Annotated in this window: 15 protein-coding genes; 6 read left to right on the forward strand and 9 right to left on the reverse strand. The window is 64.5% G+C overall.

What is annotated here, in order from left to right; translation table 11 throughout:
* Both EOA32_RS18245 and EOA32_RS18250 read left to right on the forward strand, forming a co-directional pair.
* Positions 1 to 618: dihydroxyacetone kinase subunit DhaK (locus tag EOA32_RS18245; protein WP_189407216.1), on the forward strand; the 618-nt coding region annotated here is incomplete at its 5' end.
* A gap of 58 nt (positions 619 to 676) precedes the next feature.
* Positions 677 to 1,702, forward strand: a complete 1,026-nt coding sequence (locus EOA32_RS18250; protein ID WP_128372484.1) for a nucleotidyltransferase family protein — start codon at positions 677 to 679, stop codon at positions 1,700 to 1,702.
* A gap of 16 nt (positions 1,703 to 1,718) precedes the next feature.
* On the opposite strand, the gene EOA32_RS18255 is transcribed toward EOA32_RS18250, so the two are convergent.
* From EOA32_RS18255 to EOA32_RS18265, 3 genes are read right to left on the reverse strand one after another with little or no spacing between them, the layout of a single operon-like run.
* On the reverse strand, positions 1,719 to 2,705 hold the full coding sequence (locus EOA32_RS18255) for a serine kinase (protein ID WP_128372485.1): 987 nt from the start codon (positions 2,703 to 2,705) through the stop codon (positions 1,719 to 1,721).
* A complete protein-coding gene (locus EOA32_RS18260; RefSeq protein ID WP_128372486.1) occupies positions 2,702 to 3,136 on the reverse strand; it encodes a lasso peptide biosynthesis B2 protein in 435 nt (144 codons plus the stop codon). Before EOA32_RS18260 ends, EOA32_RS18255 begins: the two co-directional genes overlap by 4 nt.
* Positions 3,136 to 3,423 (reverse strand): PqqD family protein, encoded by a 288-nt coding sequence (locus EOA32_RS18265; protein WP_095828113.1) that lies wholly within the window; start codon positions 3,421 to 3,423, stop codon positions 3,136 to 3,138. The genes EOA32_RS18260 and EOA32_RS18265 overlap by 1 nt, the downstream gene beginning before the upstream one ends.
* A 585-nt stretch (positions 3,424 to 4,008) precedes the next feature.
* Here EOA32_RS18265 and EOA32_RS18275 point away from each other — a divergent pair.
* The 3 genes from EOA32_RS18275 (at position 4,009) to EOA32_RS18285 (ending at position 8,082) form a co-directional block, all read left to right on the forward strand.
* Entirely contained in the window at positions 4,009 to 5,916 is a 1,908-nt protein-coding gene (locus tag EOA32_RS18275; protein ID WP_128372488.1) for a propionyl-CoA synthetase, read from the forward strand.
* Between the two features lie 122 nt (positions 5,917 to 6,038).
* Entirely contained in the window at positions 6,039 to 7,118 is a 1,080-nt protein-coding gene (locus EOA32_RS18280) for an acyltransferase (protein ID WP_128372489.1), read from the forward strand.
* A gap of 247 nt (positions 7,119 to 7,365) precedes the next feature.
* Positions 7,366 to 8,082 (forward strand): metallophosphoesterase family protein, encoded by a 717-nt coding sequence (locus EOA32_RS18285; RefSeq protein WP_189407218.1) that lies wholly within the window; start codon positions 7,366 to 7,368, stop codon positions 8,080 to 8,082.
* Between the two features lie 30 nt (positions 8,083 to 8,112).
* On the opposite strand, the gene EOA32_RS18290 is transcribed toward EOA32_RS18285, so the two are convergent.
* From EOA32_RS18290 to EOA32_RS18315, 6 genes are all read right to left on the reverse strand, one after another.
* Positions 8,113 to 10,494 carry a polysaccharide biosynthesis tyrosine autokinase gene (locus tag EOA32_RS18290; protein ID WP_095777034.1) on the reverse strand — a complete coding sequence of 794 codons (2,382 nt, stop codon included), beginning with the start codon at positions 10,492 to 10,494 and terminating at the stop codon, positions 8,113 to 8,115.
* Positions 10,495 to 10,661: 167 nt separating this feature from the next.
* Entirely contained in the window at positions 10,662 to 11,558 is an 897-nt protein-coding gene (gene galU / locus EOA32_RS18295) for a UTP--glucose-1-phosphate uridylyltransferase GalU (RefSeq protein ID WP_095799217.1), read from the reverse strand.
* A 75-nt stretch (positions 11,559 to 11,633) separates the two neighbouring features.
* Entirely contained in the window at positions 11,634 to 12,584 is a 951-nt protein-coding gene (locus EOA32_RS18300) for a glycosyltransferase family 2 protein (protein WP_128372491.1), read from the reverse strand.
* Positions 12,574 to 13,518: a glycosyltransferase gene (locus EOA32_RS18305; protein ID WP_095828119.1), complete on the reverse strand. Its 945-nt coding sequence runs from the start codon at positions 13,516 to 13,518 to the stop codon at positions 12,574 to 12,576. Before EOA32_RS18305 ends, EOA32_RS18300 begins: the two co-directional genes overlap by 11 nt.
* Positions 13,518 to 14,507, reverse strand: coding sequence for a glycosyltransferase family 2 protein (locus EOA32_RS18310; protein WP_095828215.1), 990 nt, complete (start codon positions 14,505 to 14,507; stop codon positions 13,518 to 13,520). The genes EOA32_RS18305 and EOA32_RS18310 overlap by 1 nt, the downstream gene beginning before the upstream one ends.
* 25 nt (positions 14,508 to 14,532) lie before the next feature.
* Positions 14,533 to 15,705 carry a glycosyl transferase family 1 gene (locus EOA32_RS18315; protein ID WP_095828120.1) on the reverse strand — a complete coding sequence of 391 codons (1,173 nt, stop codon included), beginning with the start codon at positions 15,703 to 15,705 and terminating at the stop codon, positions 14,533 to 14,535.
* Between the two features lie 195 nt (positions 15,706 to 15,900).
* Between EOA32_RS18315 and EOA32_RS18320 the strand changes: the two genes are divergently transcribed.
* Positions 15,901 to 17,166 (forward strand): lipopolysaccharide biosynthesis protein (locus EOA32_RS18320; RefSeq protein ID WP_145971316.1); only part of this gene is annotated, 1,266 nt, incomplete at its 3' end.

Below are 17,166 nucleotides of genomic sequence, written 5' to 3' on the forward strand. Positions count from 1 at the left end.
CTGCAGGTGGTGACCAATGACGACGTCGCGGTCGAGAATTCGTCCTACACCACCGGTCGGCGCGGCGTGGCCGGCACGCTGGTGGTGGAGAAGATCGTCGGCGCCGCGGCCGAGCAAGGCATGCCACTGCCCGAGCTCAAGGCGCTGGGCGACCGCGTCAACGCCTCGACGCGCTCGATGGGCGTGGCGCTGACCAGTTGCACGGTGCCGGCTGCGGGCAGGCCGACCTTCGACATTGGCGACAACGAGATGGAATTCGGCGTCGGCATCCATGGCGAGCCCGGCCGGCGGCGCGATGAGCTGAAGAGTGCCGACGCCATCGCCGAGGAGATCTGCACGGCAATCCTCGGCGATCTTGGTGACCGCGCCTGGGGACCGGCGCTGCTTTTCGTCAACGGCTTCGGCGGCACGCCATCGATGGAGCTTTATCTGATGTACAACAGCGCGCGAAAAATCTTCGAGAAGAGAGGCGTGACGGTGACCCGCTCGCTGGTCGGCTCCTATGTCACCTCGCTCGACATGGCAGGCTGCTCGATCACGCTGACGATGCTCGAGGATGAGACGACGGCGCTTTGGGACGCTCCGGTGCACACGGCGGCGCTGCGCTGGGGGATGTAGCGTCGCGCGGGCTTTTCTGCGACCATGGTCGCCTGTTGTTCGCGATATTGCCCGGTTGATGCTGCTCCCGCTTTCACCTGCTGAAGAAAAGCTGCTGCTCAAATTTGCCGATCCGGAGGCGCCGTCCGAGCGGGGCGGGGCCCTCTCGGCAAGCAGCCTCATTGCGCTGCTCGCCAATGCCGAGTTCCACGGCGTGCTGCCGATCATGCTGCGCAAGCTTCGGGAAATCGGCGAGGCCGATCTGCCGAACGATGCCGCCCTGCGGCAAAAACTCTCCGGGCTTCGCGATCAGGCTACACTGGCGACCGGGCAGTCGATGCTGCTGCAATATCACGGCGACCGCATCATGAAGGCCTTGGCCGCGAAAGGCGTTGCGGCTCGCATCGTCAAGGGCCCGGTGTTCGCGCGCAAGCTTTATCGCCATGCTGCCGATCGGCCGTTCACCGACATCGACATACTTGTCGATCCGGCCAGCATCGGCGAGGCCAACAACGTGATCGCCGAATGCGGCTTCACGCTTGGCAGCGGCGAGGCCGAATCGCATGAGTTGCAGGAGTTCAAGTGGCTGGAGAAGGAGAACTCCAGTCTGCTGATCGAGCTGCACGGCAATCTGGTGCATGACACCGGCATGCGGCGGCGCCTGTCGCTCGGCTTCCGAGAGTTGCAGATCATTGACGGCGGCGAGGCCGACACGCCGGCGTCGCTGCTCACCATCGCCATCGTTCATGCCGCCGGAGGCCACAAATTCCACCGGCTCCAGCTCTGTATCGACGTGCTGCAAGGTGTGCGCGCTCTGCAATCGCCGGAAGCCGAAGCGCGCCTTCTCGAAGCCGCGCGTATGACCGGCATCGAGCTCGAGCTGGCGACCGTGCTCAACGTGACAGGGCGGCTGTTCGACGAGCCGCGCGCGATCGCCCTTGCCAACCGCATCAAGCCCGATCTGTCGATACGGCTCGCCAAATGGCTGATCACCGGCAACGTGCTGCTCAGAGTCAATTCGCGGGACAAGATGCGCTCGCGCCTTAGCCGCGACGCCTTCCGATGGGTCCAGCGGCTTGCCCGGCCAAGGCCCTATCCAGCCTGAAAGCCCGTTTGGAGATCTACTTCTCCACCGCGCCGCGGATCAGCCCCGCTGCATCGGCCGGGCTCGAGCCGACTTCCAGGGTGAAAGTGGGGACGGCCCTGACCAGTGCCGCGATCGACGCCATCCGCCGTTTCTGCATCGGCAACAGGCCGGTCAGGCCGGTCCTGACATTGTCGGTGGCAAGCGCGACCATCGCATCGGTCCTGGCCAAGGGCGTGAGCCGGGTGTGGCCGTCGGTCGAGCGCGCCAGATGCAGCAGCGCCGAGACCGGCCTGGGACGGACGTCCTCGATGCGAACGATCTCGGCGAGACGCTCCAGCGAGACGGCCTGCTCGCCCTCGGCGTCCCATCTGTCGCCAAGGCAGGGCGAGAGGAATGGCAGCATCGCCGCGGTGTTGCGATGGATTTTCACCTTACGCGGCATGCCCCAGGCCAGGGTGCCTTCAGATGTTGCGCCGAGGATCATCACATCGTCCGAGCATAGGCCGAAGCCCTGCGATGCCAGCGCCATTGAAGTCGTCGACTTGCCAGTGCCGCTTGGCGCATGGATCAGCACGAGCGCCCCACTATCGGGCAGCGTCAGACCGGCGGTATGGAGCATGTACTGCCCGCCGGAATCGAGCGCGGCATCCAGCACCATCATCAGCAGCGTCCATTTGACCTTGCTGTCGGGATGAACGCGGATTTCGGCCGAGCCCTCGTCGGCACGGATCGAGGCCGTCTGGAGGCCGGGAAAGACCAGATGGACGACGTCGCCGGCGTCGATGATGCGGCAATGGCCGTCCAGCGGCACTTCGCCGTCGAAGGCGAGCTTCCCCTCCGGGTTTTCGGGCAGCGCCGACGTTTCGAGGATATCGATGCGAAAGCCGGGTTCGACCGCTTCATTGACGCGCAATGTGCCGAGCATCAGATCGAAGCTCGGCCAGAGCTCGGCGCGCTCTGCCGATATGCCGATGACCTGGCCGTTGAGGTCATAGCAAACGGTGGCTGCGGCGCCGGTCAAGCGGCGCGCGCCTTCACGCTGCCGCCGGGGTGGCGATAGATTTCAACCATGTCGGGAAGGCTGTCGCTGACCACCGGCTTGCCGTCGAGGCAAACCCAGCAATGCGCCGAAAGGCGCGGCTCATGCATCGATTTGGCATCGACACCGAAATGGAGGTCGGGGTTGAAACCCGCCATCCGCAGGAAGCGAAAACCGAGCAGCCCTTCCCTCAGGCATCTGCGATCACGCATCACCCAGGGATGCCGAACCGTGCGGTTGACGCGGCTGACGACGTAGCTGCATGGCAGGCCACGATAGAGTGTGGGCAATTGCAGCGGCGCCAATTTCAGCACGCTTTCGAAATCGCGCCGGGCGACCAGTACCGGTATCAGCCGGGCGCTGAGCCACAGATGAGTGCGGAACAGGGCGCGCAGGAACGGTCCGCCGGCCATCACGCGCCCGGGTCGGCAAGGATGCCTTCGGCCACCAGCTCGGCGGCCAGCGCCGTCATGTCGTCGCCGAGCGTCGCCTTGTCAACCTCGAATTCTTCCGACAGCAGATCGACGATGTGGTCGAGGCTGCGGGCGCCGTCGACCTTGTCGAGGAACGCTTCGGTGGTGGCGTTGCAGGTGTAAAGCTGGCCGCTGCGCGCCAGAAGCACCACGGCGCCGTCGCCGACATGCTGCACGGAGGCGTCGTCCGCCATCCGCAGAACCGTTTCAAAGGCGATTTCAGCCATACGCCCGCTCCCTATGCCGAACTGCAATTAGCGCGGCATGCCGTCGCTGTCCATTGCCAAGCGGGCAACGCTGCGTGTCAGACGGCCGGGCCTATCGGGCCACTCGGGCCCGCAACGATGCTCGACAGCTTCCCGCGCCTGACCGGAACCGGTTTTTCGTAAGTTCTTTTCGTCAAAACTTCCCCGGAAAGACTATCCAACTCGCGCGAGAATGATGGTGGGCTGGAACCACTATCAAGCCGCCATTCGCGCCAGGGTTGCCATCTTTCCCATAAGTAAGCTAAGAGTCTGCCGGCTTTTTGGGGAGTGGACAGTATGCGTTACAACTGGGATCGCGCTCCGACGGCATTCGAACGCCATCGGAAGGCATTGGCGGCCGCCATTCTAATAGCCGGCGGTGTCGGGCTGATGCTGGCAGCACTGCCGCTCTAAGCCGAATTCACTTGCTGACGTCATAGGCGCTCCGATCCGGGAGCGGCTGGATCCGTTTGCCGGCAACGCCGACCAAAATGCGAGGAGACATGGCCGGCCAAAGCGGCTTAGGCTATTGCCATACGACGGAATGTTCCTGGGGAGGAAAAGTCGATGGCCTCACGCTACCACGAAGTCTATGAGGGCTGGAAACGCGACCCCATAGCGTTCTGGGCCGAAGCGGCCAAAGCGATCGACTGGTATTCGCCAGCCGAAAAGGTCTTCGATCCGGCGGCGGGCGTCTATGGCCGCTGGTTCACAGGCGCCACCTGCAACACCTGCTTCAATGCCATCGACCGCCACGTGGCGGGGGGGCGCGCCGACCAGCTGGCGCTGATCCATGACAGCGCGATCACCGGCACGATCCGGAAATTCACCTATGCCGAACTGAAGCGCGAGGTGGTCGCGCTCGCCTCTGTCCTCAAGAACCGTGGCATCGGCAAGGGCGATCGCGTGATCATCTATATGCCGATGGTGGCGGAAGCGGCGATCGCCATGCTCGCCTCGGCCCGCATCGGCGCCGTGCATTCAGTGGTGTTCGGCGGCTTCGCCTCGCATGAGCTCGCGACCCGCATCGACGACGCCAGGCCGAAGCTGATCATCACCGCTTCCTGCGGCCTGGAGCCGGGACGCGTCGTCGCCTACAAGCCGCTGCTCGACAAGGCGATCGAGATGTCGAAGCACAAGCCCGATGCCTGCCTGATTCTGCAGCGCGAGCAATTGCGCTGCGAGATGAAGGACAATTACGACATCGACTATGCCGATGCGGTCGCCCGCGAGCGCGCCGCCGGCGCCAATGTCGACTGCGTGCCGGTCTTGGCCACCGACCCGCTCTACATCATCTACACCTCCGGCACGACCGGGCAGCCGAAGGGCATCGTGCGCGACAATGGCGGTCACATGGTCGCGCTGAAATGGACGATGGACAACGAGTTCGGCGTCAACCCCGGCGAGGTGTTCTGGGCGGCCTCGGACGTCGGCTGGGTGGTCGGCCATTCCTACATCGTCTATGGGCCGCTTCTGCATGGCTGCACCAGCGTGCTCTTCGAAGGCAAGCCGATCGGCACGCCGGACGCCGGCACCTACTGGCGGGTGATCTCGGAACACGGCGTGGTGGCGCTGTTCACGGCGCCGACCGCCTTTCGCGCCATCAAGGGGCAGGATCCGCGCGGCGAGTTCGTGCCGAAATACGATCTGTCGAAATTCCGCACGCTGTTCCTCGCCGGCGAGCGCGCCGACCCCGAGACCATCAAATGGGCGGAGCAGAAGCTCAACCGTCCGGTGATCGACCATTGGTGGCAGACCGAGACCGGCTCGCCAATGACCATCAACCCGGCCGGGCTCGGGCTTTTGCCGGTGAAATACGGCTCGCCGGGCGTGCCGATGCCGGGCTACGATATTCGCATTCTCGACGATGCCGGCCACGAGGTGCCGCGCGGCACGCTCGGCAATGTCGTGGTCAAGCTGCCGCTGCCGGCAGGCTGCCTGCCGACGCTCTGGAACGCCGACGCCCGCTTCCGCCAAGCCTATCTCGAGGAGTTCCCCGGTTTCTACAAGACGGCCGACGCCGGCATGATGGACGAGGACGGCTATCTCTACGTCATGGCCCGCACCGACGACATCATCAACGTCGCCGGGCACCGCCTCTCGACGGGCGCGATGGAGGAGGTGCTGGCCGCGCATCCGGACGTCGCCGAATGCGCCGTGATCGGCGTCGCCGACGCGATGAAAGGCCAGGTGCCGCTCGGCTTCGTCGTGCTCAACGCCGGTGTGGCGCGCGACACCCGCGCCATCGAAAGCGAGGTGGTGGGCCTGGTGCGCGAGCGGATCGGACCGGTCGCAGCCTTCAAGACGGTGGTGACGATCAAGCGGCTGCCGAAGACGCGCTCCGGCAAGATCCTGCGCGGCACGATGCAGAAGATCGCCGACAAGGAGGAATGGACGATGCCGGCCACCATCGACGATCCCGCGATCCTCGACGAGATCACGGCGGCGCTCAAGGGGCGCGGCATCGGGATCTAGCCGTCTCGCCGGATCGCAACGCGAGGCAGCCTAGCGAATTCATCCTGCGCTGCAATCGACTGTTGTGCAATGCAGCAGCACCCCCTAGAAGTCTGCCCGGGGGGCCGTTCCGAAGGCACGGCATGGCTCAGCACAAGACCACATTCGGCGGCGTCGACATTTTGCGTTTCCTCGCCGCCGTCATGGTGATGTTCTATCACTACGGCTTCTGGGTATGGGCGTTTCCCGACGGCGTGTCGGCGCGCTCGACCGGCGACATCCCTGCCCATCCCGAAATGGCGTTTGTCGGCTCCGGCTGGGTCGGCGTTCAGGTGTTCTTCGTCATCAGCGGCTTCGTCATCGCATTCAGCGCCGAGAATTCGACGCCGCTGAAGTTCTTCGAGGCCCGTGTCAGACGGCTGGCGCCGGCGGTCTGGGTCTGCGCGCCCATCTCCGCGATCGTGCTGCTGATGGTCGGTCTTTCCTGGCCGACCGATGCCGTGGTGCGACTTGCCCGCACGGCGCTGTTCGTGCCGTTCGAGCCATGGGTCGACAGTGTCTACTGGACGCTCGGCATCGAGATCGCCTTCTACGCCATCGTCTGGACCCTGCTGCGGTTCGGCCGATTCGACCTGATGGAAGCTGTCGCCGTCATCATCGGTCTGGTCAGCACGCTGTTCTGGTGTCTCTATTTCGCCTTCGGCTGGACCGATCTCGCGGAGGCGCGCTGGCTGCAGCTCACCCTGGTGCATCACGGCGCGTTCTTCGCGGTCGGCGTGCTCATCTGGCTGATGCGCTTCAAGGCGGTGACAGCGGCACGGCTCTGCTTCTCGGCGCTGTTTCTCGCCAGCGGAGCGCTGCAGATCGTAAGCTCGGTCGACGTGCACAGCATCAAGGTGGAAGCGGCGATGCCCTATGCGCCGCCGATCATCATCTTCCTGGCCGCGGTGGCGCTGATGGCTTGGTCGCTGCGCCTCAACCTTTCCTGGCGCGGCTGGCGCCGGATCGGGCTGATGACCTATCCGCTCTACCTCATCCACGATGTCGTCGGCGCGGCGCTGCTCGGCGTCCTGATCCGCGCCGGCGTGCCATACCTGGTTTCGATCCCGATCGTCGGCATGGCCATGATCGCGGCAAGCTGGCTGGTGGCGGCCGAGGCCGAGCCGCGCGTCCGCATGCTGCTCGACCGCACGCTTTTCCGCTATCGGCTCAAAGCGGCCTAAAGCGCATCGCGCTGAAACGGATTCAGGCGACGCTTTTCGGGGTATTGATGCACGTCGTTTTGCCAAGACCGCTGCGCCTTTTTGGCGATGTGCATCGAGCAGCCCGGTGTGGAAATGCTTGCATTCGACATGATATCGAGGCTTGGTCCACGCTGCGTGGCATGACCCTAGCTTGAGTACCGAGCCTCAATCCGTGAGCCTGTTCCAACGATCGAGACGACCCCGGCCCTTGCCGCGCGAACGGCTGATGATGGACATGCGGGACACGGTGGTCTACGCGATCGGCGACGTGCATGGCTGCTACGACGAGCTGCGCACGCTGGAGCAGAAGATCGAGCTCGACGCGCTGCAGTTCCGCGGCCGCAAGACCATCATCATGCTCGGCGACTATGTCGACCGCGGGCCCAATTCGCGGCGCGTGGTCGAGCATCTGATGGCACCGCCGCCAGAAGGTTTCATGCGCGTGTGCCTTGCCGGGAACCACGAAGTGGCGATGCTCGCCTATCTCGACGGCCATCTGTCACTGGAGCCGTGGCTCCGCGTCGGCGGGCGGGAAACGCTGTTCTCCTACGGGATCGACCCGGACCGCCTGGCCGATCTCTACGGATCGAGCGAAGAGGTGGACGAGCGTATCCGCGAGGCCATTCCGGCCACCCACGTCGCCTTCATGCGCACGCTGCCGGTGATGATCTGTTCGGAGCGGTTCCTTTTCGTCCATGCCGGCATCCGGCCCGGCATCGCGCTCGAAGCGCAGGACGAGGCCGACCTGCTCAACATACGATCCGAGTTCCTGGCGGCGGCGCACCGCCTCGACCGCTGGGTTGTGCACGGACATACGATCGTGGACGTTCCGACGCTCGACGGGCGCCGGCTCGGCATCGACACCGGCGCCTTCCAGAGCGGCCGGCTGACCGCCCTCAGGATCGTCGGCAAATATGGGCGGCTGCTGTCGACCGGAGAATAACCGCCGCGGCTTTTCGTCGGATAAACTGCTTTAGGCGGCCTGCTTGGCGCGCGATTCCGACTTCTCGAGGTAGTAACTCGAATAGCGGTCGAAGAACTTTTCCGAACCGCCGAGAGAGCCGTATTTCGCCAGCTTCTTCAGCTCGACCTTGTTGAGCACCGCGCCGGTGATCTTTTCGGCGATGTAGGGTTCGGACTCCAGCATCGAGCGCACCATGGCGCGTGGCGTGCGGCCCCACTCGGTGACGAGCACGAAGCCGTCGACCAACGGCGCGAAGGCCTTGGCGTCGACCACCGGGCCGAGCGGCGGTAGGTCGACGATGATGTATTCGAACGTCTCCTTGGCGTTCTCGATGAAACGCCGCATGCCGGCGGAGCCGAGAAGCTCGCTGGTGTGCGAGAACTGGCCGCGCACCACGGCCGGGATGATCGCCAGCTTGGTCTGGCGGTCGACCTTGCCGACCGACTGCCAGGTCTGTCCATTGACCACCGCCTCCATCAGCCCGTGCTCCGACTCCATGCCGAGGCTGCGGCTGAGGCCCGGATTGCGCAGGTCGCCATCGATCAGCAAAGTCTTGGCGCCGTTGGCGGCGAGCAGACCGGCGAGGTTCGCCGCAACCGTCGACTTGCCTTCGCCGGGCAGGACGGAGATGACGCCGATCACCCGACTGCCCTTGTCTTCCATCACCACGTCGAAAGCGATCTTGGCATTGCGGAGCGTCTCGGCGAACATCGAGGCCGGCGCATCGAGGCTCACCCGCATGCGCGCCCGTTTCTCGGCGGCCGACAGGCTGGTGACCTTGCCGTCGGCCGGCAAGTCGTCCGGCTTCGACTCCTTGGCCTTGCCGCCGCCAATCGTCGGCAGATAGCCGAGGAACTTCAGGCCGACACGGTCGCGAATGTCCTCGCCTGTCCGGAAGAAGCGCTCGTTGAATTCGTTCAGGCCTCCGCAGCCGGCGCCGAGCATGAGGCCAAGCACCAGCGAGAGCGCCAGCACGCGCAAGGTGCGCGGAGCTGAGGCGGTGAGAGGCATCGACGCGTCGGAGATGATCCGGACCTTGCCGACCGGGAATGACTGCTGCTGCGACGCTTCCTCGTAGCGGCTAAGGAAAGTCTGATAGAGCGTGGTCAGCGCCTGCGCCTGCTGATCGAGCTCCTTCAGCCTGACCTGCGACTGGTTGTCGATCGAGCTCTTGCCTGCCTGGGTGGCGATTTTCTCCCTAAGCGCGGTCTCGCGCGCCTGCGCCACCTGATAGTCGTTTCGATAGCTTTCGGTGATCTGTTTCAGCTGTCCGAAGATCTGCGCCGACACGTCGGCCTTCTCCTTGGCCAGCGCAACCGCCTGCGGGTGATCCTTGCCGAAGTTGTTCTCGACGTCCTGCAACCGCTTGGCGATCGCGAGATAGCGGGTTTTCAGCGCGATGATGACCGAGCTGCTCGGCTGATCGGCCGCTATCGCGGAATCGTTGAAGGCGCTTTCGGAGCCGCTGTCGACGATCGCCTTGTACTGCTGGTAGCGGGCGCTGGCGCGGGCTGTATCGGCCTGCGCGACGATGAGCTGGGCGTTCAGGTCGGCGAGTTGCTTGTCGCTGAGCAACTGGCCGTCGCTGTTTGCGGAAAGCCCGTGCTCGGCCCTGAACTTCTCGACCGCCAGCGCAGCTGCCTGCGAGCTTTCGCGCAGTTCGGTCAGCCGGCCTTGCAGCCAAACGGCCGCGCGCTCGGTGGCGTCGAAGCTGGCGTTGAGCTGGTCGGCAAGGTAGGCGTCCGCATAGGCCTTGGTGATGGCCGTGGCCAAAGCCGGATTGGTCGACTGATAGCCGATGCTGATGACATTGCTGCGGCCGTTGCGATCCGCCATCAATCCGGTTTGCAGCACGAGAACCGCGTAGTCATGGGTCGCCGCCTTCATCATGGCTTCGCGCGTTGCGGCATCGACATTCTCGATCCCGGGGATTTGGTTGCCGCCGCCGCTGCGGAAATAGCCGACGATGCCGCGCAAGAATCCGATTCCCTGGGCCAAAGCCGATTGCGGCGGGTTCATGAATTCCTGGTTCTGGTCCAGCTTCAGCTTGTCGACCACCTCCGATGCCAGCCGCGCCGAGTTGAGTATCTCGATCTGGCTGAGGATCGTCGCGTCCGTCTGCTGCGTGGCACTGACAGCCGAAATGTCGTCCACGACCTTGTTCAGGCCGTCGTCGATCAGCACGCTCGCAAGGGAGGTGTATTGCTTGGGCGTCGTCTGGAGATAAATCACACCCAGGAACAGACCGATGACGGCGCAGACCGCCACCACCTTGGCCTGCCGGGCGGCCATGCCAAGCAGACGCTCGATGTCGATGAAGTCTTCACCCTTTTCCGGTTCGGTGCTGGGCAATGGCATCCTCTTGTCGAGAGGAAAGTTGGCATAATTCATCGTCGGTCCAATTCCAGGTTGCAGGCGCTACCGGCCTTCGAAGAGTGTCGTCGTTACCAGAAAAGGCCACGCAACATTCGTGCCACGGAGCGCCCGGCCAAGAAGGCCAAGCGCTTGCGCGGCTGTCGCGCCATCGCGATTCCGCATATGCACCCAAAATTTGGGCATTATGCGGCTACTTCCCGGCGCTCGTGCGACCGGACGAATTGCTGCAGCATTTCGAAGACAGGTCCTTTCATGTCGTCGCGCGCCAGAGCAAAGGCGATGGTGGCCTCGATGAAGCCCTCCTTGGAGCCGCAGTCGAACATGCGGCCGTTGAAGGGCTGGGCATAGAAAGGCTGGCTTTCAGCCAGTCGAACCATGGCGTCGGTGAGTTGGATCTCGTTGCCGGCGCCGCGTTGCTGGGTGCCGAGCAGGGCGAAGATCTCCGGCTGCAGGATATAGCGGCCGTTGATGTAGAAGTTCGACGGCGCGTTGGCGGGGGCCGGCTTCTCGACCATGGCGGTTACTTCGAAGCCCGAGGCCACCTCGGCGCCGCGGCCGACGATGCCGTATTTGCTGGTTTCCGAAGGATCGCAGCGCTCGACGGCGATGACGTTGCCGCCGGTCCGCTGATAGAGGTCGACGGTTTCCGCCAGGCAGCCCGGCGCGCCGAAGGACACCATGTCGGGGAGCAGCAGCGCGAAGGGCTCGTTGCCGATCACGTCGCGTGCGCACCATACGGCATGGCCGAGACCGTGCGGCGACTGCTGGCGGATGAAGGAGGTGGCGCCGGCCACCGGCAGCAAGCTTTCCAGCGATTGGAGCTGCGCCTTCTTGCCAGTCTGCTCGAGCGTCCCGATCAGTTCAGGGTGCAGGTCGAAATAGTCTTCGATGACCGCCTTGTTGCGCCCGGTGACGAAGACGATGTGCTCGATGCCGGCCTCGAAGGCCTCGTCCACGGCATATTGCACGACAGGCTTGTCGACGACGGGCAGCATTTCCTTCGGCATCGACTTGGTCGCCGGCAGGAACCGCGTTCCGAGCCCCGCCACCGGTATGACTGCCTTCCTGACTTTCTGCATCGCTTATTCCTTCTGAGGATATCGCTTTTTTACCTATCGCTGGCTATGAAACCGCATTCCATGCGCCTGCATACTTCACCTCCCAGTGCCCACGGCAAACTGTGCCGCAACCCTTCTCAGCCGAGCCGCGATCGGCATCGACATATGCCGGACCGCGGCCGGATCGCTGAGCGCCGTGCGTATCGCCTTCAGCGGCGCACGCGCCTTGATGTGCTGCACCAATGACAGGAACGAGGCCGCCTTGCGCAGGCTGCGGCCGCGTCTGGCGAAAGCCGACTTGGCGCCGTCGTCCATGAAATGCTCGGCCGCGAAGGCGGCATCGGCCTCGGCCATCGCCTCGACATGATGCAACTCGAGCACGCGCGAGATCGAGCCGGTGCGGATATGGTAGACATAGCCGACGGTCGGCTCGACCACGCAGCGGCCGCCTTTGGCCAGCGCGCTCGCCAGAAGAATGTAGTCTTCGCCGATGCGCAGCTTCTCGTCGTAGCGGAGCTGATTTTCGTCCAGGAAACGGCGCTGGAAGATCGGCTTCAGATAGCCGAGGTTGAAGCGCGACTCGAAAACGATGTTGCCGGCGATATAGTCGGTCAGCGAGATTTCGCCGAGTTCTTCGAGATACCCGGTCGGGAACATGATGTCTTCGGGCGTGCCGTCCTCGCGCACGACCTGGACATTGTCGACCGCAATCTCGGCACCCGCCTTCTCGGCCCGCGCGATCATGGCCGCCAGCCTGCCGGGCAGGAGGGCATCGTCGGAATCGAGCACGGCGACCCAGCGGCCGCGGGCCAGATCGAGCCCGGCATTCCTGGCGCCGCCAGGGCCGCGGTTGGCGGGAAGAGCGACCACCCTGACGATGTCCTGAGGATAAGCGCGCGCGACATCGAGCGTGCGGTCGTTCGACCGGTCGTCGACGACGATGACTTCGATCGCGACATCGCGCTGGGCCATCGCGCTGGCGATCGCCCGGTCGAGAGTTGCCTCGGCGTTGTAAGCGGCGATGACGAAGCTGACGTCAGGCTGCACGCTTTTCCCCTTCCTGCGGAGTGATGCCGTACTGGCGGATTTCGCGGACTCCGACCAAACCGCTGACGACGCCGAGATGCATAATGCCGCGCAGCATGCTGCGGTTCCGTCGCACCGGGCTGACTGCGGCCAAAAGCGCCATACCGAAGCAGTAGCCCGCCTTCGCCGAGGCGAGACCGATCTGGCAGACGCGGCGCAGGCCGCCGGTGTTGCGCCCGATGAGATGGCCGTGCGTCTGCCCGAAGCGGAAGCGGCGGCGGCGCAGCCAGTCGAAGGCGGCCCTCGAGCTCGGCACCACCTCGTCGACGAAGGCCTGGGAGGCAAAGGCGATGCGCCCGCCGGACTTGACCACTGAATCGAAGAATTCGGTGTCCTCGCCGCCGGTCTGGCCACGCGCCAGGCTGAAGCGCCGGTTGCGCAGGCTTTCCTCGGTCATCCTGAGCAGGACGTTGCAGGTGTAGCCGGTGCGGATCTCGCCGCGCACCCAGACGGGCAAGGTCGAGTGGAAATCGCCTTTGCGCATCCAGTCCGGCGCGTCCTGGCGATATGTCGCGCGGACCGGCCCGAGCACGGCCGTCGCGCCGGTCGCCTCCGCGGTCGCCAGGAGTTCGACGAGCCAGCCCGGCGAAGCCGTCTCGTCGTCGTCGATGAAGGCGACGAGGTCCGAGACGCTGGCATCGAGGCAGGCGTTGCGAGCGATCGAGATGTTGCGCGCCGGCGCGTGGCGATAGCGGATCGGCAGCTTCAGTTCCTGCGCCAGCGCCTTCACCAGCGGCTGCGCGCTCGGCTCGTCGTCATTGTCGGCAACGACGATGCCGATCTCGAAACCGGCGGGGTTCTCCAGCGCGGCGATGGAGCGCAGCGTGTCGGCAAGCTCCGGCCTGCGGAAAGTGCAGATGCAGATGTCGATGCTGCCGCTCTTCTTCGCAGCCATCACGTCGCCTCACGCGACGGCTGCGGGCCGAAAAGTTGCAGCCAAAAGCCCATGGACCAGCCCAGATGCATGACCATCACCGACACGCCGGCCAACGCGATGGCGGGATTGCGCTGGCTGATCGCGGTCCGGATGCCGTAACCGAGGCAGACACCCGCCCACACCAGAAACGGCACGGCTGCCAGCACAAAGATCGGAGACAAGAGCGCCATCAGGACCACCGGAAACACCAGCAGCGGGATCATTTGCCGCAACTTGGGCATCATGCGATGCTTGAGCACGTTCCTGGCGCGGCCGCGGCCATAGCCGAGATATTGGAAAAACAGGCTCTTCAAGGTAGAGCGCGGATAATAAACCATCTGCGTCTTGCCGCTCATCCAGATGCGGTAGCCGGCCAGACGGAGGCGGTGATCGAGCTCGGCGTCCTCGTTGTGGCTGAAGCTCTCGTCATAGCCGCCCACCGCGCGGAACGCGGCAATGCGCATCAGCGCATGGTGGCCGTGATCGACCCACTCGCCGGCCGACATGTGGCGGTGCTTGGAGCCGCCGGTACCGAGCCTGGAATTCTGCGCCGCCGCCACGGCTTTCTGTACCGCGCCCGTGCCGCTGGTCAGCATCGAGACGACGACCGAATCGGCACCCGTGGCATGCGCTTCCTCGACCAGCCTGTCGCAATAATCGGCGGGATATCCGCCATGCGCATCGATGCGGATGAGATAGTCGGCGTCGTCGCCGAAGGTCGCCACCGCAAGGTTGATGGCCGCGCTCTGGATGCGCTTCGGATTGGCGATCAGGATGACGCGTGGATCCTCCGCAGCGAGATCTTCGACGATGCGTTGTGTGCCATCGGTGCTGCCGCCGTCGGCCACGACGATGCGCGCGCCGAGCCGCGCCGCGGCCGGCAGCAACCGCTGGAGCAGCCCGCCGATATGAGCGGCCTCGTTGAGGCAGGGGATGACGATCAGGCTCGATGCCGTCGTGCGCGTCATCGGGTTTTGTCCATTCTTAGCCATCCTATGCCAGCGCCTCGGTCGCAAAGCTTCCGCGACCGGCGGTCAGGCCGCGCAGCTTGTCGACGAAAGCCAGGCAATCACTGCGGTCGTAGCTCCAGGTCCGCGGATTGCGTGCCAGCACCCGCGACTTCAGCTTGCCGTAGTGTTCCTGACCCATTCGGCCGAGCGCGGTGTCGAGTCCTTCGGACGTGGCCTCGGACAGAAGCACACCGATGTCCTGCTGCTTGAGGAACCGGCCGGTTTCGGTGCTCGCCATCGAGATCGGCACGGCGCCGAAGCGGCAGCCTTCGTAGAGGCGGTTGGGAAGCAGCCATTCGGAATTCTGGCCCTGTTCGAAGAAATCGATCGCCCAGGAGAAATGCACCTCGCGGTAGATCGCCGCCATGTCCTCCGGATTGCGGTAGGGACCGCGGAAGGAAAGCCAGGGCTCGGCTTCGACAAAGGCATGAAAATCCGGGAATTCGGAGAGCGCGGGACGCCCCCTGAGCACCACTTCAAAGCGTCCGTCTTGCCGGCGGGTGAACTCGGCCAGGAGTTCCAGCGAGCGCCGGCAGCGCAGCGCGCCGAACCAGCCGATGCGCCAAGGCGGCGCCGCCGGACTGTCGTCCTCGCGGCGATGATCCGCCGGCACAGGCATGGTGTCGAAATATTTGTTCTCGATCAGTTCGACCGGCGCCGCGATTTGCCCGAACGGCTTGAAATAATTGGCGACGAAGGCGGGAGAGCTGGTCACCAGAAGCTTGACGTCGCGGGCCAGATGGCGCTCGGCGCCGCGCAGCGTCTTGCCGATCAGGTCGTTGCGCAACACCAGCCGATGGATGTCGAGGCACTCGTAGACGATCGGCACGCCGGCGCCGAAAGCGCGCCTGGCGCGGCTGGCAAGCGCCAGCATCTCGAGATTGCGCGCGATGATCAGGTCGGGTCGCGCCAGGCCCGCGAATTTGGCTCCGATCGACATGGCGGCCTTGGCAACTGCACCGATGCGCTGGGCGAATCGGCCATCGCGCGTCGGTCCGAGGTCGACGGGCTTGATGCCTTCGATCTCGGCGATCGGATTGGAGGTGCGACGGAAGCCCGCCAGGGTTATCCCGGCGCCGCCTGCCCTGAGCATTTTTATCCTCCGGCGCACCGCCGGGTCGGATATGTCATGCACAAGGTACAAGACATGCAGCATGAAACTCGACCGCTTTTGGGCCCGCCACCCAAGAGGGGATGCTAGTACAGCTTTTGCTGCATCGCAACATTTTTGGTGCAGCGTAGCAATCGGCGCACATTTTTTGTTGCGCTGCAAAAACCTCTTGCGGTAGTTTGTGCATGGCGGCGGGCGCCGGTCGCGATGATGACTGGCGCAAAATCAGGAATCCAGAATTTGGAAACCAGTGCATTCGATCCGCCCGAGGGCTCCCTGCGCAGATCGGTCGGGCGCGGCGCCGTCGTCACCGCGATGGCGCAGGGCGTGCGGGTCGCCACCCAAATCGTGTCGGTCATCGTGCTGTCGCGGCTTTTGTCGCCGCAGGATTTCGGCGTCGTGGCGATGTGCGCGCCGGTGCTCGCCTTCATCGCGCTGTTCCAGGATTTCGGCCTGACCCAGGCGACGATCCAGAAAACCGGCATCCGGCACGAGGAGGTCAACTACCTCTTCTGGATCAACACGGCGGTGAGCGTGATCCTGGCCTGCGTGCTTGCTGCGGCGGCTCCCCTGGTCGCCACCTTCTACGGCGAGCCGCGCGTCACCGGGCTGGTTGCCGCCTTCGGCCTGCAGATCATGGCCTATGGTCTCGGCGCCCAGCATCTGGCGCTGCTGACGCGCCGCATGGAATTCAGCCGGCTCGCCGTCATCGACGTCGCCAGCGCCGTTACGGGCCTTGTGGTCTCGATCGCCTGGACCTTCATCGACCGCTCCTATTGGGCGCTTTTTGCCGGCACGCTGACCGGCGCCGTGTTGCCGACGCTTTGCTACTGGGTGTCATCGCGCTGGCGTCCGGGGCTGCCGCGCAAGGTCGAAGGCATCAGCCAGCTGATCAATTTCGGCGCCGGCATCACCGGCTTCAACTTCGCCAATTTCTTCGCCCGCAATCTCGACAATGTGCTGATCGGCAAATATTGGGGCGAGGCGCAGCTCGGCCTCTACGACCGCGCCTACAAGCTGCTGCTTTTCCCGCTCAGCCAGATCACCAACCCGCTGTCGAAGGTGATGGTGCCGGCACTTTCGCGGCTGAAGGACGAGCCGGACCGTTATCGCAGCGCCTATCTGCGCGTCATGCCGCTGATCCTCCTGGTGGCGTTGCCGGGCGTGGCCTTCGCCACCGCCATGTCGGATACGCTCATTCCTTTCGTGCTCGGCCCGCAATGGCGGGAGAGCGCCAACATTTTCCTCGCGCTGGGCTTCGCCGGCCTGCTGCAGCCGCTCAACAATCCGGCCGGATGGCTGTTCGTCAGCCAGGGCCGTTCGGGCGATTTCATGCGCTGGGGCATCATCACCGCCGTCACCTCGGTGCTGGCCTTCGCCATCGGCCTCCCTTATGGCGCGCTCGGCGTCGCGGTCGCCTATGCGGTCAGCGAATATTTGCGGACGCCTTTCCTGTGGCTCTATGTCGGCAAGGCCGGGCCGCTGCGGGCGAGCCATGTGCTGCAC

Origin of the sequence: Mesorhizobium sp. M1A.F.Ca.ET.072.01.1.1, from assembly GCF_004023325.1 — a bacterium.
Classification (GTDB): Bacteria; Pseudomonadota; Alphaproteobacteria; order Rhizobiales; family Rhizobiaceae; genus Mesorhizobium.